Below are 20,628 nucleotides of genomic sequence, written 5' to 3'. Positions count from 1 at the left end.
GTTAAAAATGAAATTTACTACTTTTTCTAAAAAAAAAAATAATCAATTAAAAGAACCAATGTTTTTTGGTCAATCAGTCAATATTTCTAGATATGACCAACAAAAATATATTATTTTTGAAAAAATTACAGAAAAACAATTATCTTTTTTTTGGAGACCTGAAGAGATTGATCTTTCTAAAGATAGAATTGATTTTCAAAATTTATCAAAAAATGAAAAACATATTTTTTTAAGTAATTTAAAATATCAAACATTACTAGACTCCATTCAAGGAAGAAGTCCAAATATTGCTTTCTTACCGATTGTTTCAATACCTGAATTAGAAACATGGATTCAAACATGGTCTTTTTCAGAAACTATTCATTCAAGATCATATACACATATTATAAGAAATATTACACATTACCCATCTTCAATATTTAATGATATTGTAGATAATGAAAATATCTCTTTAAGAGCAAAAGATATTGCAAAATATTATGATGAATTAATTTATTTAAATGCCTATTGGAATTTATTTGGAGAAGGACAACATATTTTAAACAATAAAAAAAAAAAAATTACATTAAAAAAATTAAAAAAAAAATTATATTTATGTTTAATTAGCGTCAATGCACTAGAAGCTATCCGTTTTTATGTTAGTTTTGCTTGTTCTTTTGCATTTGCTGAAAGAGAAATTATGGAAGGAAACGCAAAAATAATTAAATTAATAGCACGAGATGAAGCATTACATTTGACAGGAACACAACATATGTTAAATATTTTTTATAATGAAAAAAATGAAAAAATGTATAAAACAAGTTTAAAATATAAAAAAGAAGCTTATAAAATATTTTTAATAGTTGCAGAACAAGAAAAAAATTGGGCAAAATATCTTTTTAAAAACGGTTCTATGTTAGGTTTAAACCAAAAAATTATATGTCAATATATCGAATATATAACAAACATTAGAATGCAAGCTATTGGACTAAAACCATATTTTAAAACTAGTTCTAATCCAATTCCTTGGATAAATTCTTGGTTAATTTCAGATAATGTTCAAGTAGCACCACAAGAAGTAGAAACAACATCTTACTTAGTAGGACAAATTAATTCAAATATTTCAAAAAAAGATTTTAAAAATTTTAAGTTATAACATGGTAAAAAAAATTATTACAATATACAAAAAAAAACTAAAAATAATATGTCAAGAAAAAAAATTATCTTTACTAAATATTCTCATAAAAAATAATATTCCCATTGATTATCACTGTCAAAAAGGATACTGTGGAACATGTAGAGTCACTTTAATGAAAGGAAAAATATTATATTTTAAAAAATATCCTTTAGCTTCTTTACAAAAAAATGAAATTCTTACATGTTGTTGTAAACTATTAAATAATATTACAATAAAACTATATATATAAATGAATAAAATACTTTAAAAATTATTTTTCATAAGATTGAATTACAGTCACTGCAATAGTATATAAAATATCTTCGATAGAAGCTCCTCTAGAAAGATCATTAATTGGTTTATTTAAACCTTGTATCATCGGACCAATAGAAATGATTGAGCAAGATCTTTGAACTGCTTTATAAGTAATATTTCCACTATTTAAGTCAGGAAAAACAAACACATTTGCTTTACCAAAAATTTTAGAATTCGGACATTTTATTTCAGCAACAGATGCACTTGTAGCAGAATCATATTGTATTGGACCCTCTACAATTAAATCTGGTCTTTTTTGACGTACTAAATCAGTAGCAAGTCTTACCTTATCTACCATTATTCCTGAACCGGAATCATTAGTAGAATATGATAACATAGCTATCTTCGGAGTAATTCCAAATAATTTTGCAGAATCAGCGGATTGTATAGCAATTTCAGATAAATCTAAAGCACTCGGATTAGGGTTAATTGCGCAATCTCCATAAACAAAAACTTTTTCCTCAAATAGCATAAAAAATATGGATGAAATTAATTTTATATTTTTTTTCATCCCTATTACTTTTAAAGCTGGGCGAATCACATCAGCAGTTGTATTTTCAATTCCAGCAACCAATCCATGATATTGCAAAAATTTATTCAATAAAATCATAGATATAATAATATTATTTTTTTTTAAAATTTTTTCACACTCTTTTACATCAAGAATTTTATAAATTTTACTAAAAATATTAATATACTGACTAATTAATAACTTAGGATCATATATTTTTATTGACTCTGGTAAATTAATATTTAATTTCTGAGATTTTTTATAAATTAAATTAGAATTTCCAATTAAAACACAATTACAAATATTTAATTTATCACATAAATTTACTGCTTGAATAATATTGCTATTTTCTCCTTCAGGAAAAATAATTGTTCTTTTAATATTTTGAGAAATTTTTTTTAAATGATATAAAAATTTATAAGAAGATATTTCTATATTTATATTTTCATTATCTTCTAAAATATTCAACAGTTTATCTGATATAGTAGAAAAAATGAACTTTGTAGAATCTTTTTTAGAAAATTTATTATTATAACAATAATGAATTTGATTTAAATAATAAAAAATTTCAAAATTTTCAAGATATGTCATAAAAATAGAAATTCCAAGATTCTTCAATTTTAAATATAATTCACTATTACATATCTGAAAAGAGTTATTCGTAATAACTAATATTGAAAAAAAAATATTATTTTGTCTAAAAATATCATAAAATTTATACAAAGAAAAAAAATCAGAATCTTGAACTATTAATAAAACATTTTCATTTAAAAAATTTTTTATATTTTCAGAACCACGTTTATATAAAATAATTAAGTTAATTACACAATCTGAAATATTTTTAATATATTTTTTTTTAACATTTAATTGATCTAATAATTTTCTTCTTTCAATAGAAAATTTTTTTTTATTTAAAGATACAATTCCTAAAATAGGAATGTGTTGACATTCTATACAAGAATTCTTTGAAACAAATTTATCTTGTACATTTTTTAAATATAATTTTTTTGTGAATAAAGATTCTTCTAAAGAAACGTTATCTAATAAATTAATTATAATTCCTAAACACCTAGAGTTATTTTTCTTCAGAAAAAAATTATGAATAATATAACTTTTATATAAAAAATCTTGTATAAAATTTTTATTGAAATTAAGTATAAAAATAATTTCTGCGTTTAAAATATGTGATATATCTAAATTTAATTGATTAAAAAAATTCATAGAAACATCATTTTTATACGAAATTCCTTCTATTAAAACAACGTCTTCTTGATTATTTACAGAATAATAATCAAGAATTTTTTCTAAATATAATATATATATTTTTTTTTTTAATAAAATAGTAAAATCATCAATATAAACAGAATTTATTACTTTGCAAGTTCTATAAATTTTTTTTATATAATCGGACAAGTTTTTTACATATTTTTTTTTACTTTTTTCAACAATGGGAGTAAAAACACTAAAAGAAATTTTATTTTTTTCTAATATTTTTGAATAAGATAAAATAGCCGTTTTGGTATCTGTATTTTCTCCTATTGGAATAAAAATAATATTTCGCGTCATACAAAAAATCCTTATATTTATTTTAAACAAATTATAAAATATGTGAAAAAATTGTTACTGATTTTCTATTAATCTTCTAGTTTCCATCGCAATAAAAAGTTCTTCTTTAGTAGGAATTACTAATATATCACGAGAACTCTTTTTATTAATAAAATAAGTTTTTTTCTTTTTAATAGAAATATTTAAATCATCATCTATATAAAATCCCAATAAACTTAATTTAGAAATAATTTTTTTTCTTATTAAAAAAGAGTTTTCACCAATTCCTCCTGTAAAAACAAGCGCATCTAATTTTCCTTTTATTAAAACACTATATGAACCAATATATTTTAATAATCTATGACAAAAAATATCTATAGCTAATTTAGCCTCATCATGAAAAAAATAATTCTTTTCTAAATAACGACAATCGCTACTATGTCCATTTATTCCTAATAAACCTGATTTCTTTGTTAAAATATTCTCTATATTCTTTATTTTTATACCTAGTTGATTATACATAAAAAAAATAATAGCTGGATCTAAATCTCCACTTCTTGTACCCATAACCAAACCTTCTAATGGAGTTAAACCCATCGAAGTATCAATAGATTTCCCATTTTGAATAGCAGTTACAGAAGAACCATTTCCTAAATGACAAATAATAACATTAAGTTTTTTTTGTGGTTTTTGTAAAATATTTTCTAATTTTAACATAATATAACTATAACTAATACCATGAGCTCCATAACGCCGAATTTTATATTTTTTATAGAATTTATAAGGAATTGCATATAAATATGATTTTTTAGGAATAGAAGTATGAAAAGACGTATCAAAAACAGCAATATTTTTTTTTTTTAGATTCGGGAAAAACTTATATGCAATTTTAATTCCGATTAAATTTGCTGGATTATGCAACGGTGCAAAAACTACTGAATCTTTAATAATTTTTAATATTTTTTCATCAATTATTATAGATTCATTAATTTTATCTCCTCCATGAACTACTCTATGACCAATTCCATAAATATTTTTATAAAAATGAAAAAATTTTTTTTTAATAAAATTAAACACAAAACTTAAAGCATAAAAATGATCACTATAATCTAATAATTTCTCTTTATAAATTTTAGAATCTATTACGATATTTGCTCGTGTATTCTTTAAAAATAAACATTCAATATTTCCGAAAACATATTTTTTTTTAGAAAATGGATCAAATATAGAAAACTTTACAGATGAACTACCACAATTTAAAACCAAAATTAATTTTTTTAACATAATTAAAAGACCTAATAAATGAAAAAGTTAAAAATTCTCTTTCAAAAATAAATAAAAAATATACGATTAATAAAATATATTTTTTAATATATAAAAATATCAATGCAAAGTATAAATATTATGTTTAATAGACTGTATTTTTAATTTAATAATATCAACAATAGGATCCTCAGGGCATTTATAAACAAAATAAGATAAATCTTCAATTGCTATTTGATAACATTCTAATTGAGAATAAATTAAACCTCTATCTCTTCTCTCATATGGATCGTCAGGAGAAATCTTTAATAAAACATTACTCACTTTTAAAGCTAATTCTATTTTTCTCTCTTCCATTAAAGATGATTTTAAAATATTTAAAAATTTTTTTAATACATCTTTTGATTTAGAAGATTTTAAATAATTTTCATTTAAATAAACCGTCGAACTAATATTACCTTTTAACCATAAATCTAATATACGATTTTCTAAAATTTCTCCATTAAAAGGATTAATTAAAATTTTTTTTTTATCAGAAAAATATGATTTTAAAATAATTTGCGTCGGAAAAATAATAGGATTTAAAGAAATATTTAATTTTTTAGCAACATATAATAAAATTATTCCCAAAGAAATTGCAGTACCTCTATAAGTCTTTAAAACATTATCTAATAATAAAACATCTGACAAATTATATTTTCCATCAATTTCTCTAAATTTCCAGACAGAATAAAATAATTTTAACAATTTTTTTAACCGATTTTTAGAATTTTTTTCATACTCTAAATAATTTTTAGCTTCACATATTTTTTTTTTTAAATTAGAAAAAACAAATTTTTCACAATAATCAGTTTTAATTTTTTTTAAACAAAAAGAAACGGATTCTAAAATAGTTAATTTAGAAAAATTCTTACTCAAAAAATCTTTCATATTTTTACCAAAATAAGTTTATTGACATAAAAACATTCTTTTATAAGAAAAAATCTCTTTTAAAAAAAATTATAATAATATTATAATATTATTTGACCTAAAGTCATTCTATTTAATTTATTTAAATCTTTATATGTTTTTATATGAATATAAAAATTTTTTTTAAATAAATCTTGTACTATTTTTTTTTGTTTCCAACCATGTTCTATTAATAACCAACCTTTATTCTTTAAATAATTTTTAGCATTTTTAATAATATGAATTATATCAGAAAAACCATCTTTTTTTGAAAATAATGAAGTAACAGGCTCAAAAAATATATTTTTTTTGGAAGAAAAATATTCTTTTTCACTGAGATACGGAGGATTACTCACAATTAAATTGTATTTTTTATTACTCAGATTAGTAAACCAATTACTACAAAAAAAATTTATATTTTTAACATATAATTTTCTAGAATTATATCTCGCTAAATCAATAATTTCTTCTTGATAATCTATTCCAGTAACATTACAATTTCTATTGTAATAAGCAATAGAAATTGCAATATTTCCACAACCTGTTCCAAGATCTAAAATATCACCTGATAATGGAATTTTTTTTAAAGAAAGATCTACTAAAATTTCACTTTCTGGTCTAGGTATTAAAACACGTTTCGAAATAAAAAAATTTAAAGAATAAAATTCTTTTTTATGTATCAAATAAGAAATAGGTTCATGATGTAATCTTCTTTCTATTAATTTATTTAAAAAAAAAATTTTTTTTTCATCTAAAACATGCTCTTCAAAACAAAGAATCCAACTACGTTTTTTTTTCAAAACATAACTTAATAAAATATCAATATCTAATTGAAAATTATCAATTTTATGTAATTTTTTTAATGCAATTTTTTTCCACGTCTTAATATTCATGCATGTGTCTCAGATAATTTTGATAATAAATAGATTTGATTATCTTGAATCATAGGATTTATAAGAAGATCTAAATTCCCAGATAAAATTTCATCTAATCTATACAAAGTTAAATTAATTCTATGATCTGTTACACGATTTTGTGGAAAATTATATGTTCTATTGCGATCAGAACGTTCTCCACTACCTAATAATTTTTTTTTTAAAAAAGATGTTTCTTGATGTTTTTTTAAATCTATTTCAGAATCTATTCTAGATTTTAAAACAGATAATGCTCGCGATTTATTTTTATGTTGTGAACGTTCATTTTGACATTCAACAACTATACCTGTAGGAATATGTGTAATTCTAATTGCTGAATCCGTTGTATTAACATGTTGCCCACCAGCTCCTGAAGAGCGAAAAGTATCAATCTTTAAATCTTTTACATTTATTTTAAAAGATTTTTCTTTTGGTAATTCAGGAATTACAGCAATAATACATGTTGAAGTATGAATTCTTCCTTGTGTTTCTGTTTTTGGAACTCTCTGTACTCTATGACCTCCAGATTCAAATTTTAATCTTCCAAAAGCTCCTTTTCCAATCACTTTAATTACAATTTCTTTAAATCCACCATGTTCACCATAATGAGAATGCACAAGATCAATTTTCCAATTTTTTAATTCTGCATAACGCATATACATTTTATACAAATCACCAGAAAAAATTGAAGATTCATCTCCTCCAGTTGCTGCACGTATTTCTATAAAACAATTTAATAGATCTTTCTTATCTTTTGATAATAAAGAAATAGATATTTTTTTTTCTAAATTTATTTTATTTTTTTTTAATATTTTTAAATCTTCTATAGCTAATAGATAAATTTCTTTATCATGTAATATTTTTTTTGTTTTTTTAATATTATTCTTAATTTTTTTCCATTTTTTAAATAAAGATACAGTGTTAGAAATTTTTAAGTACTCTTTTGATAAATTGGAAAAATATTTTTTATCATTAATAGTTTTTTTTTCAGATAAAATTTTCTCAATTTCATAAAACCTATTCTCTAAAAATTCCAGCTTTTTTAATATAGATAATTTCATATTTTACGAAAACCTTTTTTTAATATTAATTTATAAAAAATTTTAATAAATTCTAAAAAATATAAAAAAATAATATATTAAAATTAAAGATTTAAATATTTATAAAATAAAATTTTTTTACATATAAATCAAAAATAAAAAAAATAATTTATTGTAAATAAATTAAATTTTTAATAAAATTATTAAATTATAATATTTAAAAAAATAAAAACAATATATTAAAAAAATATATTAATACTTTAAAAAAATACTAATTATAAAAAACATTCATATTATAAGTAAAATAACTTATAATAAATTTTTTTTAAAATATATTAATAAAATATCATAAAATTTTTATATAAATATTACATTTAAGAAATTATATAGGATTTATATGTCGCGTATAAAATTATTTTCTGGAAATTCAATACCGAGATTAGCAAAATCCATTTCTAAAATATTAAATTTGAATCTTGGAAAAGCAACAGTAAACAAATTTAATGATGGAGAAATAAATGTAGAAATTAATGAAAACGTAAGAGGAAAAGATACATTTATTATTCAATCTATTTGTACTCCATCTAATGATAATTTAATGGAATTAATTGTAATAACTGATGCTTTAAAAAGATCATCCGCTAAAAGAATTACAGCAGTCATACCTTATTTTGGATATTCAAGACAAGACAAAAGAGCACAATCAGCAAGAGTTCCTATCACGGCTAAAGTTATAGCTAATATTTTATCAAATATTGGAGTTGATCGTGTGTTAACTGTCGATTTACACACAGAACAAATTCAAGGATTTTTTGAAATTCCAATAGATAATATCATTGGAAGTCTTGTTTTACTAAAAGATATTATAGAAAAAAAATTAAAAAATCCAATAGTTGTTTCTCCAGATATTGGAGGTGTCATTAGAGCAAGAAAAATTGCAAAATCATTAAATGATAATATAGAAATGGCAATTATAGATAAAAGGAGAAATAGTAAAAATATTTCAAAAGTTATGAATATTATAGGAAATGTAAAGAATAAAGATTGTATCATAATAGATGATATGATAGACACAGGAGGAACCATATGTAATGCATCACATGCTTTAAAAAAACAAGGAGCAAAAAATATTTTTGCTTATGCAACACATCCAGTATTTTCGGGAAATATATACAAAAATATTAAAAATTCTTGTTTGAATGAAATTATTATCTGTGACACTATTCCGTTATCGCAAAATATAGAAATCTCTAATATCAGAGTATTAACTCTAGCAAAAATATTAGCACAAGCAATAAAAAGAATACATACAGAAAAATCTCTTTCAAAAATTTTTAAAAATTAAAAAAGATTTTAAAAAAATATATTTTTGCAAGAAAAAGAGTAAAAAATAAAAATAAATCAATTTTTTAATTTTTTACTCATTTTATCAATATACGCCATGCCCAAAGCAGAAATCACAAAAGTTAAATGAAGCAAAATACATAACAATATTTTATCATCAAAAACTTTATCTGCTTCTACAAATAACCTTAACAAATGAACTGAAGAAATTGCAACAATTGAAGAAGAAACTTTATTTTTAATAGAATTTACATCCATAGTTCCCATCCAACTTAATCTTTCTTTATCATTTTTAATCCGCATTCTAGATATAAAATTTTCATATCCTGAAAACATCACCATTACTAATAAACCACCAACTAAAACAATATCGATTAAAGATAAAATAACTAATACTAATTCAGATTCAGTGATTACAAATATTTCAGGAAGTACACAAGCAATTTCTTGAAAAAATTTTACTGTTAATAATATTAAGCTTACAGATAAACCAAAATATATAGGAAATATAAATAATCTAGAAGCATATATTAATTTTGAAATCATAATTTTATGATTCTCTTTTCGAATTTTTAAAATAAATTATTTTAAATTTTTCTATTTAAAAAAAATACCAAAAAAAAAAAAAAAAAAAAAAAAAAAAAAGAAATTATCTAAAAAAATTAAAAAAATTTAATATTCCTCATAAAATATATAATCTTTAAAAGAATAGGAATACAAAAAGATTTTTGATAATAAAAACAACTATTCACGTGACATATCTTATTTAAAAAAATAAGAAAATAAAGAATTAAAATTATTCCTCTTAAAAAACCAAAAATAAACCCTAATATAAAATTATTTAAACTTGGAAGAGTCATATCTATAAAAAAATTATTGAAAAAAAATAAACACGAAGATTCTAAAAATAGAATTACAAGACTCATAATGAAAAAAATTATTACAATTTTTAGAAAAAAATTAGAAATAAAAGAAAAATGCTTTATTATTCGTGGATAAAAAAAGAAAAAAAATAAACTAACAAGATATAATATACCAAAAGATAACATTTCTCTTAAAAAACCTCTAATCACACCAATAATCGTTGAAGCTGATATAAAAAAAATAATAAAAAAATCATATATATTCATATTATTTCCAAAATATTAAATTTTTTTATAAAATAACTTTTTTATAAAAAGTTATTTTAATATATTTCAATAAAAATTATTAATAGATATTATCGTCTAAAGATATTTCATAAAACTTCTCATATAAAATTCTCGTATCAAAAAAATTTATTTGATTTAAATAAATTCTTTAATAAAAAATATTTTTTTAAATTTATAAATTTTTATTTTATTCTAGTTTTAATAGTTTGATTAAGAATTTTTTTTCTCTTTTTTAGAAAAAAATTATTAATTTAAAAATGTTAAAAAAAAATTTATAAAAATTTAATAAAAATTTAAAGAATTTTTACTTTTATAAAAAATTTTTAAAAAAAATTTTAATAACTTTCAAACCATTCAATATAGTTATGTTTATCACATAAAATATAAAAATATATATTAGTTTTAAAAATGCAAGAATATTACTTTTAAAAGATTGAAGTTTAAATTAAATAATATAATTAATAATGATAAAACAAAGACAAAAATTTTAGAAAAAATAAATAAATTGGTTTTAATAAAAGAATTATTTGAAATATGTTTTGTATTTTCGTAAAAAAATAATTTAATAAAATTAAAATAATAATATAAACTCACTGCACTTCCGAAAAAAACACAGAGAATTAAAAAAATTTGGTTTTTAATCATTAAAATTTTAAGTAAATACAACTTACCTACAAATCCAATTGTGAAAGGCATTCCTGCCATAGAAAAACTGGATATTATTATTGCAATAGATAAAACAGGATTTTTCCAAAAAATACCTTCATAATTTTCCAATAAATAACGTTTGTTTTTTTCTAATACACGAGAAATTAAATGCATTGCTCCAAACAAAACTGAACTATTCAAGAAATAACAAAATAAATAAATCTTCATCGCTAAATCAAAAGATTGTTCAGAATTTTGTAATAAAACAGGAATCATTAAATATGCTAAATTTGCAACCGAAGAATAACCAAGAAATCTTTTAAAATTTTTTTGATATAATGAGAGAACACTACCAAAAATAATAGAAAAAATAATTATACATTTTAAAAAATAAAAGAAAAACAAATGATTCGAACCAATAAAAAAACGACAAAATTTTAAAAACATAACAAAAAAAATTATTTTTATCGCATTAGAAAAATACATTAAAGAAATACATGAAATACCTTGATAAATATCAGCAACCCAAAAATAAAAAGGAAACATCGAAAATTTCATTAAAAAAGAAATATATAAAAAAATTATTCCAAATAAAAATATTACAGACTTATCATCCAGATTCAATAAATAATTGTTTTCTTGTAAAACGGTGATACTTAAATTCCCATAAGATAAATATATCAAATTTATACCTAACAACGCAAAAATAGAAGAAATACTCGAAATAACAAAATATTGAAAAGAAGATAACAAATTATTACTATTCGTAAAAGAAAAATAACTCATCATTCCCAATAAAGGAAAAGATAATAATTCCATTCCTATGTAAAAAATAAAAATATCATTAGTAAGACATAATAAATATCCTCCTAAATTAGATATTAATAATAATAAATAAAATTCTTCTCGATTCAACTTGCTATCTCGTAACCAAAAATAAACAAAAAATGCAGTAAATAAACTACTTAAAAAAAACATAAAAAAATAAAATGAATATATATGATCATAAAAACATTGTAAATATATATATTTTATATCAAAATTATTTAAAAAATAATAATAACAACATACAGATAATATCAAACCAAATACAGTAGATAAAAAAGATAAAAAAAAATTTCTTTTAATAATAATAATTAATAAATTTATTATTATTGAAAATCCTAAAGCTAAAAAAGGAGATATAAAAAAAAAATTTTTAAGAGTAAAGTTCATTATAAAATCTACCTTAATATTGTAGGAATAATCAAAATTATTCTAGAAATATTTATAAAATGAAAACATGTAAATACTTGTAATAAAAAATTAGGAAAAATTCCAATTAAAAGTAGTAAAACTACTAAATTTGATAGAATAAAAAATTCTAATCGAGACATTTGATCTTTTATATATATAACATTACTAACTCCATAAAAAATTTTATGAAAAATACCTAAAAATAAAACAGATAAAAAAATTAAACCAATCATAGAAACAGAAGTAATGATAGGAAAATTTTCAAAACCTCCCAATAACATTAAATACTCTCCAACAAAATTTCCAGTACCTGGAATTCCTAAATTAGACATGATAAAAAATAAAAAAAATCCAGGAACATAAGGCATCTTATCCCATAATCCCATCATTTCTTGAAAATTATATGTTTTAAAATTCCTATATAATATTCTTGTCAAAATAATTAATCCTGTAGTAGATAAACTATATGAAAGAATCTGTATCAAAATTCCTGAAATAGCAATATCAGACTGAGAATAAATTGCAATTAAAATATAACCCATATGAGAAATTGATGTATAAGCTATTATTTTTTTTATATTCTTTTGAGAAAATGCAATAAAAATACCATAAAATATACAAAATAATCCTAAACAACGAAAAAATTCTGGAATAAACGACATATAATCAGGAAACATGCAAATAATAAAACGTAAAATACCGTATAGAGAAGTTTTTATTAAAATCCCAATCAAATCAAATGATCCCGAAATAGGAGTATTCTTATGAAAATTTGGAAACCAACTATGAAAAGGAAATATAGGCATTTTTATAAAAAAAGAAACTAAAAATCCACAAATTAATAAATTTCTTAAAAATAAATTTTTTACAGGATAATGTAATATACGAAAATCAAAACTCCAAGTATAATTTAAATGATAATTATGAATTGCTATTCCTAAAATAGAAATAAACAAAATACAACCAGATAATTGAGAATATATTAAATATTCATTTGCAATTCTAGAACAATTTTTATAATCCTCATGTTTTCTTCCCCAATATATCATTAAAAAATAAATAGGTATACAAACTATTTCCAAAAATGTAAAAAATAAAAATAAATCTAAAGATAAAAAAATTCCCATAATATTGGAAACAATTAACAATATCAAAAAATAAAAACAACCTATATTTTTAACATTTTCATTCCAACTTAATAAAATCGAAACTAAAGATAAAAAAATTGTTAAAAATATCATTAAAAATGACAAAATATCTATCCCTAAATGAAAATTAATACCAAAAAATTTTATCCACGGTATAGAAATTTCATCGAAAAAAGGAAATCGAGCATTTCCAGAAAAATATAAAAATTTATCATAAAATAATTTAATTAATAAAAAAAAATTTATGAGTAAAACAAATAAAGCAATAAATCTAGGTACTTTTAATCCAATTTTTTCTGATTTCCAGGCAAAAAAAGCACCTATTAAAGGAATAAAAATTAATAAAAAAAGTATCATAAAAAATCCTATTCTAAAATAACTTTAAAAAAAAAATTTTTATACATCATTTGATAAATAAATTTACAAACCTAAATTAACTGTAGAAAAAGTAAAAAATAACACAAAATAATTAATGTTCCTGTAAAAATAGCTAAAATATAAAAACTTAAACTTTTATTTTCAAAAATAATTAAATTATTATTTAATAATTTTAATAAACAATAACAATTGTCTAAAATTTTTTTTATATTATCCACAAAGAAAATTCTTTTTAAGAACAAAAATGTTTTAATAAAACAAAATTCATATAAATAATCTAATCCAAAATTTTTATCAAAAAATTTTAATATACGAGATTTCTTCATTTTTTTATATTGTTTCTTCATGACATCAAAATTTAAAACATATAAATAATATGAAAAAATCACACCACATAAAGATGCCGAAAACACGCATAATTCAACAAATATTTTTTTTAAATCTAAAAATTCTGAAAAAGATAATCTTTGTAAAAGTGGATGAAAAGATAAAATTCCTATAAATGATGATAATATAGACAAAATTAATAATGGCAAGAAATAATATACATTATTGAAAGATTTAATTTTTAATTTTTTACTTTTAAAAAATATTAAAAATAACATTCTAGAAGAATATATTGCTGTTAAAAAAGAACCAAAAACAGCAAGAAAGAAAAATATATAATAATTTTTATTGAAAATGCCAGAAATAATTAAACTTTTAGTATAAAAACTAGATGTTAAAAAAGGACATGCTATTAATGATAATACTCCTATCAAAAAACATGAATACAAAAATGGAAATGTTCTTTTTGAAACACTAATTTTAAAAATATTACTTTCGTTATTGCAGGAAGAAATTAATACTCCAGCTGATAAAAACAATAATGCTTTAAAAAAAGAATGTATAACTAAATAAGAAATAACAGCTCCCCATAATTTCATACCTAAACCTAAAAACATATATCCAATTTGACTCATTGTAGAATATGCTAAAATCTTCTTTATATTGTTTTCATAAATCGCTGAAATACTTGCGATCAAAATTGTAAGAACACCTAAAATAGACACTATAAATAAAATTTCTTCAAATATTTCAAATAAAAAACTTATCCGAAGAATTAAGTACACTCCAGCAGTAATCATAGTTGCTGAATGTATTAATGCTGACACTGGAGTAGGACCTACCATAGCTTTTAACAACCATACTTGCAAAGGAAATTGAGCCGATTTAGAAAGTGCACCTAATAAGATAAAAATCATTGATAATTTTAAGTAAATGCAATCATGATAAATATTCTTATGATAACTTAACTTTAACAAATGAGAAAAATTTAAAGTATGAAATAATACAAATAAAAGAAATATTGCTAATAAAATAAATAAATCACCTATTCTGGTAACAATAAATGCTTTCATAGAAGATTTTATATTTGATGAAATAGTATAATAAAATCCAATTAGTGCATATGAACAAAATCCTACAAGTTCCCATGAAAAATATGTAACCAATAAATTATCTGATAAAACTAACAAAATCATACTTGAAAAAAATAAATTTGTATAAGAAAAAAATCTTCCTATATCATTTTTTTTTCTCATATACCAAATAGAAAAAAACTGTATTAAAAACCCAACTCCTGTAATTACTTCAAGCATAATTATAGATAATTTATCTATATATAGAGAAAAATTAATTGGAATATTATTCAATTCCATCCAAGTCCAAAAAAATTGATGAAATTTTTGATTTTCATCATGAAAATAATGGATATAAAAATAATTAATAAGTATAAAACAAATAAAAATAGGAAAAACTCCTAAAAAATTATAAACAAAATTAGGAAATTTTCTATTAGAAAAACAAATACATAAAAAACTTATTAATGGAAGAAGAATCATTAATAACAATAAATTCATTTTTTCATCTCACGTAAAGAATCAATATTCAAAGTATTTTTATTTTTATAAATATTTATTAAAAAAGCTAATCCAATACTTGCTTCACATGCAGCAATTGTAATAATAAAAATATACATCATAGAACCATTATGCACTTTTAAATAATTTCCAATAAAAACTGTCATTAAACCTAAAGAATTTAGCATAATTTCTAAACCTATTAGAAGATATAATAAATTTTTTCGAACTATTAAACACATAAATCCTAAAAAAAACAATATCATTACTAATATTAATTCATCTTGAATGTTAATCATAATTTACCTCAAAAAATTATTTAAAATTCTTTTTTTTTTCTATAGCAACACAAATGAAAAACAATAATTAAAGATGACAATAAAATCATAGATGAAATTTCTACTAATAATGCATATTCAGAAAATAATAAACGTCCAATATTTTTTATATTATTTCTATAAACATTATTCAAACATAGTATTCTATCAAATAGATTATAAAGTATAACAAACAAAAAAAATGATAAAATAAATCCACTAATTAAAAAATTCTTAGATAAAATTTTTTTTTCTTCATCAGTAGTTTTTTTTCCTAAATTAAAAATCATAATTGCAAATACAAATAAAACCATAATTGCGCCAGCATAAACAATTGTTTCAAAAGATCCTATTAAATTTTCCTCAATAGTAAAATATATTCCTGAAATTGATAAAAAAGAAATTATCAAATAAAACAATGAATAAATAGGATTATTCTGAAAAATTACCAAAAGAGTAGATATAATAGAAATAAAACTGAAAATATGAAACAGAGTCATCATAAAATTTTCCTATGGTAAAATACTTTTTACATTAACAGTCTCTTTTTGCTCAATTTTTTTTTTTTGTTTCACAATAGATATCCCTGTATGTTTATAAAAATTATAATCTGAATATTTTCCTGGACCAGAAATTAATAAATCTTCTTTTTCATATACTAAATCTTTGCGTTGATATTCAGATAATTCAAAATCTGGAATTAATTGTATCGCATTTGTGGGGCAAGATTCTTCACATAGTCCACAAAAAATACATCTTGAAAAATTTATTCTAAAAAACTTGGCACGAAAACTTTTATCAGGCAAATTCTCTCTTTGCAATGAAATACACCCTACAGGACAAACAGAAGAACATAAATTACAAGCTACACATCTTTCTCTTCCATCTTTATTTTTTGTTAATATGATTCTGCCTCGATATCTAGGAGATAATTTTACTTGCTCTTCTGGATATAATTTTGTTTCTCTATTCGAAAAAGAATTCATAAAAATTAAAAATATACTTTGTATTTGTGAAAATATCATATCAAAAAGACTTTTAAAAAACATATTTTTTCCTCATATTAATACTTAATTAGTAAGAACAAAAAAAGCAGTTAAAAGTAAATTTATTAAAGATAATGGCAAACATACCATCCATCCAAAAATCATAATTTGATCATATCTTGGTCTTGGCAAAGATGCTCGAATTAAAATAAATAAACATATAAAAATAAATGATTTTAAAATAAACCATATTTTTGATTCACAATAAATACCATAAAAACCACCAAAAAATAAAGCAGTAATTAAAAATGACATCACTATAATAGATATATACTCTCCGATAAAAAACATCCCGAATTTCATCCCAGAATATTCAATATGATACCCATCTGCAAGTTCTTGCTCAGATTCTGGTTGATCAAAAGGATGTCTATGACATATAGCTAAAGCTGCAATAAAAAATGTGATAAATCCCAAAAATTGCGGAATAAAATTCCACAAATGTTTTTGACTGTTGATTATATCTAATAAATTAAAAGAACCTGCTTTAACCACCGTTCCCATAATTGACAGACCTAAAAAAACTTCATAACTTAATGTTTGTGCAACAGCTCTTATTGCTGCTAATAAAGAATATTTATTACCACTAGACCAACCAGCTAAAAGAATCGAATAAACGGATAAACTCGCCATCATTAAAAAAAATAATACTCCAATATTTAAATTTATTAAATATTCATCACAAGAAAAAGGAACCATAATAACTATTAAAAATATTGTACAAAAAGATAAAATAGGAGCAAGATAAAAAATAAACTGTCTACTAAAAGTAGGAGTATAATCTTCTTTAAAAAATATTTTAATCATATCAGACACAATTTGTAACGAACCAAACCAACCTACTCTGTTAGGACCATAACGATTTTGAAATAAAGCTAGTAATCTTCTTTCAAAAACACTTAAAATTGCACCAAAAAATACTATTAAAAAAAAAATAATTAAAGATCGAAAAATCACCGATCCAAAGTTTTCATTGTTTACATGTAAAAAATTCATTTTTATAATTCCTTCAAATCTTGTATTTCTTTTCCAAGTAAAAAAATAGAAGTTTTATTCTGACCTACAGGTATAGCTATTTGACCAACAGATAAATTCTGTGAATATATTAAAAAAAATTTATATATTTCTCCTAAATAAGTAAAAAAAACTTTTTTTCTATTAGAAAGATTCAAACGTTTAGCATCTAATTTATTAATTTTTAAAACAGGATTACTCATTTTTTTTTTAACAACATCCGAATATTGACTTAATTCTTCACTTCCAAATAATAAATAATACGGAACAATAATTAATCCTTTTTTTTGAACAAAATGTTTAGGATGAAACTTAAAATAATCGATATCTTCTTTGTTTCTTTTAGATAATAAAATTTTTCCAGGATTTCCTGCCAATAAACTTCCAGAAACTTCTTTCTGATACTTATGCCAACCATTACTAGAATTCCAATTTGGAGACCAAATAAAAGGAATACATGAACTTCTTTTATTATAAACTGTGTTATCTTCCATAGAAAAAGAGAACATGGTATCTTTATCATTTTTTGGTGGAATTTCATGAACATTAATATCAGCTCGTAAAGATGTTTTTCCACTAAATCTATGAGATAAACGAGAAATTTTTTGACCAAAAATTCTAAATAAAGAATTCGGAGAAGCATCTTTTATTTTTTTTAAAAATGGAATATAACTAATACAATCTGAAAGACAGTCATCTAAATTTTTTTTTTCAAAATTTTCATTAAACAATTGACTCATTATTAAATTTAAAAATTTCCATGAAGGCATTATTGAAATATTTCTATCATAAAAATTTACATCATAAGCTTGAAAAAATCTCTGCGCTCGTAGTTCATAATTAATTACTGTACCTGAACTTTCAAAAAAATTTGCTGATGGCAAAAATATATTTGCAAATTTTTTCATTTGTGTAAATTGATGATCTAAAACAATGATATTTTTAAATTTTTTTAAAAATTTTGTGATATATACAGAAGGATAAGAACAAAATAAATCATTTTCTACAACTATTAAAGTAGCAGATTTATGCTTTTTAATTTTTTGAAAAATGTTACTTAAAGATATACCATTTATTATTGATAAACCCATAGAATTTGAAGTTGGTGACAATAAAATTAATCCTACTTCTAAATTAAGATTTTTTAAAACATATGCAATATTATATGCCACTTTAATCAAAGAAATATTTCTAGAATGAGAACCTGAAATAATTAATATTTTTTTAGCATTTAATAATTTTTTTACTATATATAAAGATTTTTCTCGTAAGTCTTTAGTCAAATTATCTGCATAAGAAAATTTTTTTTTTAAATTCTTGTAAAGACAATATCCAAAATAAAATTGATCTTGTACATTTGCTTTATAAGAAAAATCTGCAATATCATCTAACTTTGTATCATCAATATTTGTAGTAAATAAAAATTTTTTCTTATTTTCTTGTATATTATTAACTGCAAACGCATCCCACTCATTTAAATTATTTTTTTTTAAAGAATTTTTGGTTTTTTTTTGAATGGCTTGTCTAATAGATAATGCTAATCTCGAAGCAGTTTGAGTAACATCTTCTCCCAATACTAGAATTGCATCATATTCTTCTACTTCTTGTAAAGAAGGAATATGAATACTACTATTTTTTAAAATATTTAAAATTAAAGATGAACATTTTTGATCAATCTCTATCATACCTGTAGAAAAATTATCTTTTCCAACTAATTTTTTAAGAGAAAAATTTGTTTCAACACTTGCTCGTGATGATCCAATACCAAGAATTAAAGAAGATTTTTGAATAACTTTAACAACTTTTCTTAAAGTTATATCTAAACAAGATTCTTGTAAAACATTATTCTTTCTAAGATAACATTTTTTAGGTCTATTTAAAGAATTAGAATAATTATATCCAAACCTTCCTAAATCACATAAAAAATAATTATTAATATTTTCATGATATCTATTTTCTATACGTCGAATTTCATTATATCGTGCTCCAACTATAATATTACATCCAATGCTGCAATGAGCACAAATGCTAGGAGAATGTTGCATATCCCATTTTCTAGAATAATTTTCTGAATAATTTTTATCCGTAAAAACTCCTGTTGGACAAACTTCTATTAGATTTCCAGAATATTCGCTTTCTAACTCTCCATCTTTTGAACGTCCAAAATATAAATTAGAGTTTGCTCCATAAACATCAAAATCTTTTCCTCCTGCGTAATCTTTATAATATCGAACACACCGATAACATGATATACAACGATTCATATGATGTGAAATAAAAAAACCTAAATATTGATTCTTATATATTTTTTTACGAAAACGATATCTTCTTGATACATGTTTCGACATTACTGTCATATCTTGAAGATGACAATTTCCTCCTTCGTCACAAATTGGACAATCATGTGGATGATTCAACATTAACAATTCAATAATATTTTTTCTAAAAATTTGCGAAGTTTCATCATTAATTGTAAAAATTGATTGATCTTCAACTGGAGTCATACATGACATTACGATTCTTCCTTGAGTGTCTTTATCATTTTGATATTTTGTAACTGCGCATTGTCTACAGGCTCCAATACTTCCTAATTTTGGATGCCAACAAAAATATGGAATATTTAATCCTAATGTTAAACATGTTTGTAATAAATTGTTCGATGAATTAACTAAATACTTTTTTCCATCTATATAAATTTTTACCATAATAAATTTTCCAATTCTTATTAATAAAATAAAACAAATAAAATTTCT

General features: G+C 21.3%; 18 protein-coding genes. 3 read left to right on the top strand and 15 right to left on the bottom strand.

Going from position 1 to position 20,628, the window contains the following annotated elements; all coding sequences use genetic code 11:
• Positions 1-7 precede the first annotated feature (7 nt).
• Together nrdB and yfaE are read left to right on the top strand one after the other, a co-directional pair.
• Complete coding sequence (gene nrdB, locus M3Y47_RS00150) at positions 8-1,135, top strand: class Ia ribonucleoside-diphosphate reductase subunit beta (RefSeq protein ID WP_252839477.1); 1,128 nt, start codon at positions 8-10, stop codon at positions 1,133-1,135.
• Position 1,136: 1 nt separating this feature from the next.
• Positions 1,137-1,406: a class I ribonucleotide reductase maintenance protein YfaE gene (yfaE, locus tag M3Y47_RS00145; RefSeq protein ID WP_252839476.1), complete on the top strand. Its 270-nt coding sequence runs from the start codon at positions 1,137-1,139 to the stop codon at positions 1,404-1,406.
• Between the two features lie 21 nt (positions 1,407-1,427).
• On the opposite strand, the gene pta is transcribed toward yfaE, so the two are convergent.
• The 5 genes from pta to prfA all read right to left on the bottom strand — a co-directional run bounded on the left by pta (position 1,428) and on the right by prfA (position 7,713).
• Positions 1,428-3,548, bottom strand: coding sequence for a phosphate acetyltransferase (gene pta, locus M3Y47_RS00140; RefSeq protein WP_252839475.1), 2,121 nt, complete (start codon positions 3,546-3,548; stop codon positions 1,428-1,430).
• A gap of 54 nt (positions 3,549-3,602) precedes the next feature.
• Positions 3,603-4,811 carry an acetate kinase gene (locus M3Y47_RS00135; RefSeq protein ID WP_252839474.1) on the bottom strand — a complete coding sequence of 403 codons (1,209 nt, stop codon included), beginning with the start codon at positions 4,809-4,811 and terminating at the stop codon, positions 3,603-3,605.
• Positions 4,812-4,910: 99 nt separating this feature from the next.
• The gene (locus tag M3Y47_RS00130) at positions 4,911-5,720 is read right to left on the bottom strand and encodes a transglutaminase family protein (protein WP_252839473.1); all 810 of its coding nucleotides are present in this window, start codon (positions 5,718-5,720) and stop codon (positions 4,911-4,913) included.
• An 80-nt stretch (positions 5,721-5,800) separates the two neighbouring features.
• Positions 5,801-6,631, bottom strand: a complete 831-nt coding sequence (gene prmC, locus M3Y47_RS00125) for a peptide chain release factor N(5)-glutamine methyltransferase (protein WP_252839472.1) — start codon at positions 6,629-6,631, stop codon at positions 5,801-5,803.
• A complete protein-coding gene (gene prfA / locus M3Y47_RS00120) occupies positions 6,628-7,713 on the bottom strand; it encodes a peptide chain release factor 1 (RefSeq protein WP_252839471.1) in 1,086 nt (361 codons plus the stop codon). The genes prmC and prfA overlap by 4 nt, the downstream gene beginning before the upstream one ends.
• A 385-nt stretch (positions 7,714-8,098) precedes the next feature.
• Between prfA and M3Y47_RS00115 the strand changes: the two genes are divergently transcribed.
• On the top strand, positions 8,099-9,037 hold the full coding sequence (locus tag M3Y47_RS00115; protein WP_284622367.1) for a ribose-phosphate pyrophosphokinase: 939 nt from the start codon (positions 8,099-8,101) through the stop codon (positions 9,035-9,037).
• A gap of 56 nt (positions 9,038-9,093) precedes the next feature.
• On the opposite strand, the gene M3Y47_RS00110 is transcribed toward M3Y47_RS00115, so the two are convergent.
• The 10 genes from M3Y47_RS00110 to nuoG form a co-directional block, all read right to left on the bottom strand.
• Positions 9,094-9,582: a TIGR00645 family protein gene (locus M3Y47_RS00110; RefSeq protein WP_252839469.1), complete on the bottom strand. Its 489-nt coding sequence runs from the start codon at positions 9,580-9,582 to the stop codon at positions 9,094-9,096.
• A gap of 116 nt (positions 9,583-9,698) precedes the next feature.
• Complete coding sequence (locus M3Y47_RS02235; protein ID WP_350030241.1) at positions 9,699-10,166, bottom strand: CvpA family protein; 468 nt, start codon at positions 10,164-10,166, stop codon at positions 9,699-9,701.
• A 423-nt stretch (positions 10,167-10,589) separates the two neighbouring features.
• Positions 10,590-12,050: an NADH-quinone oxidoreductase subunit N gene (locus M3Y47_RS00105; RefSeq protein ID WP_252839468.1), complete on the bottom strand. Its 1,461-nt coding sequence runs from the start codon at positions 12,048-12,050 to the stop codon at positions 10,590-10,592.
• A gap of 8 nt (positions 12,051-12,058) precedes the next feature.
• Entirely contained in the window at positions 12,059-13,576 is a 1,518-nt protein-coding gene (locus M3Y47_RS00100; protein ID WP_252839467.1) for a complex I subunit 4 family protein, read from the bottom strand.
• A gap of 71 nt (positions 13,577-13,647) precedes the next feature.
• Positions 13,648-15,498, bottom strand: coding sequence for an NADH-quinone oxidoreductase subunit L (locus M3Y47_RS00095; RefSeq protein ID WP_252839466.1), 1,851 nt, complete (start codon positions 15,496-15,498; stop codon positions 13,648-13,650).
• Positions 15,495-15,797 carry an NADH-quinone oxidoreductase subunit NuoK gene (gene nuoK / locus M3Y47_RS00090; RefSeq protein ID WP_252839465.1) on the bottom strand — a complete coding sequence of 101 codons (303 nt, stop codon included), beginning with the start codon at positions 15,795-15,797 and terminating at the stop codon, positions 15,495-15,497. The genes M3Y47_RS00095 and nuoK overlap by 4 nt, the downstream gene beginning before the upstream one ends.
• Before the next feature lie 20 nt (positions 15,798-15,817).
• A complete protein-coding gene (locus tag M3Y47_RS00085) occupies positions 15,818-16,318 on the bottom strand; it encodes an NADH-quinone oxidoreductase subunit J (protein WP_252839464.1) in 501 nt (166 codons plus the stop codon).
• 9 nt (positions 16,319-16,327) lie between these two features.
• Complete coding sequence (gene nuoI, locus M3Y47_RS00080) at positions 16,328-16,864, bottom strand: NADH-quinone oxidoreductase subunit NuoI (RefSeq protein ID WP_252839463.1); 537 nt, start codon at positions 16,862-16,864, stop codon at positions 16,328-16,330.
• 21 nt (positions 16,865-16,885) lie between these two features.
• Positions 16,886-17,857, bottom strand: coding sequence for an NADH-quinone oxidoreductase subunit NuoH (gene nuoH / locus M3Y47_RS00075; RefSeq protein ID WP_252839462.1), 972 nt, complete (start codon positions 17,855-17,857; stop codon positions 16,886-16,888).
• 2 nt (positions 17,858-17,859) lie between these two features.
• Positions 17,860-20,580, bottom strand: a complete 2,721-nt coding sequence (gene nuoG, locus M3Y47_RS00070) for an NADH-quinone oxidoreductase subunit NuoG (protein WP_252839461.1) — start codon at positions 20,578-20,580, stop codon at positions 17,860-17,862.
• Positions 20,581-20,628 lie beyond the last annotated feature (48 nt).

This window comes from Buchnera aphidicola (Sipha maydis) (assembly GCF_024029855.1).
Lineage (GTDB): Bacteria > Pseudomonadota > Gammaproteobacteria > Enterobacterales > Enterobacteriaceae > Buchnera_J > Buchnera_J aphidicola_BI.
The sequence above is the reverse complement of the archived record's forward strand: the minus strand, read 5'-3'. Positions and strand labels throughout refer to the sequence as shown.

What these genes read in the sequence shown, in the direction of transcription:
- nrdB (WP_252839477.1), top strand. Translation starts at nt 8, where the DNA reads ATGAAATTTACTACTTTTTCTAAAAAAAAAAATAATCAATTAAAAGAA.
- yfaE (WP_252839476.1), top strand. Translation starts at nt 1,137, where the DNA reads ATGGTAAAAAAAATTATTACAATATACAAAAAAAAACTAAAAATAATA.
- pta (WP_252839475.1), bottom strand. Translation starts at nt 3,548, where the DNA reads ATGACGCGAAATATTATTTTTATTCCAATAGGAGAAAATACAGATACC.
- M3Y47_RS00135 (WP_252839474.1), bottom strand. Translation starts at nt 4,811, where the DNA reads ATGTTAAAAAAATTAATTTTGGTTTTAAATTGTGGTAGTTCATCTGTA.
- M3Y47_RS00130 (WP_252839473.1), bottom strand. Translation starts at nt 5,720, where the DNA reads ATGAAAGATTTTTTGAGTAAGAATTTTTCTAAATTAACTATTTTAGAA.
- prmC (WP_252839472.1), bottom strand. Translation starts at nt 6,631, where the DNA reads ATGAATATTAAGACGTGGAAAAAAATTGCATTAAAAAAATTACATAAA.
- prfA (WP_252839471.1), bottom strand. Translation starts at nt 7,713, where the DNA reads ATGAAATTATCTATATTAAAAAAGCTGGAATTTTTAGAGAATAGGTTT.
- M3Y47_RS00110 (WP_252839469.1), bottom strand. Translation starts at nt 9,582, where the DNA reads ATGATTTCAAAATTAATATATGCTTCTAGATTATTTATATTTCCTATA.
- M3Y47_RS02235 (WP_350030241.1), bottom strand. Translation starts at nt 10,166, where the DNA reads ATGAATATATATGATTTTTTTATTATTTTTTTTATATCAGCTTCAACG.
- M3Y47_RS00105 (WP_252839468.1), bottom strand. Translation starts at nt 12,050, where the DNA reads ATGAACTTTACTCTTAAAAATTTTTTTTTTATATCTCCTTTTTTAGCT.
- M3Y47_RS00100 (WP_252839467.1), bottom strand. Translation starts at nt 13,576, where the DNA reads ATGATACTTTTTTTATTAATTTTTATTCCTTTAATAGGTGCTTTTTTT.
- M3Y47_RS00095 (WP_252839466.1), bottom strand. Translation starts at nt 15,498, where the DNA reads ATGAATTTATTGTTATTAATGATTCTTCTTCCATTAATAAGTTTTTTA.
- nuoK (WP_252839465.1), bottom strand. Translation starts at nt 15,797, where the DNA reads ATGATTAACATTCAAGATGAATTAATATTAGTAATGATATTGTTTTTT.
- M3Y47_RS00085 (WP_252839464.1), bottom strand. Translation starts at nt 16,318, where the DNA reads ATGATGACTCTGTTTCATATTTTCAGTTTTATTTCTATTATATCTACT.
- nuoI (WP_252839463.1), bottom strand. Translation starts at nt 16,864, where the DNA reads ATGTTTTTTAAAAGTCTTTTTGATATGATATTTTCACAAATACAAAGT.
- nuoH (WP_252839462.1), bottom strand. Translation starts at nt 17,857, where the DNA reads ATGAATTTTTTACATGTAAACAATGAAAACTTTGGATCGGTGATTTTT.
- nuoG (WP_252839461.1), bottom strand. Translation starts at nt 20,580, where the DNA reads ATGGTAAAAATTTATATAGATGGAAAAAAGTATTTAGTTAATTCATCG.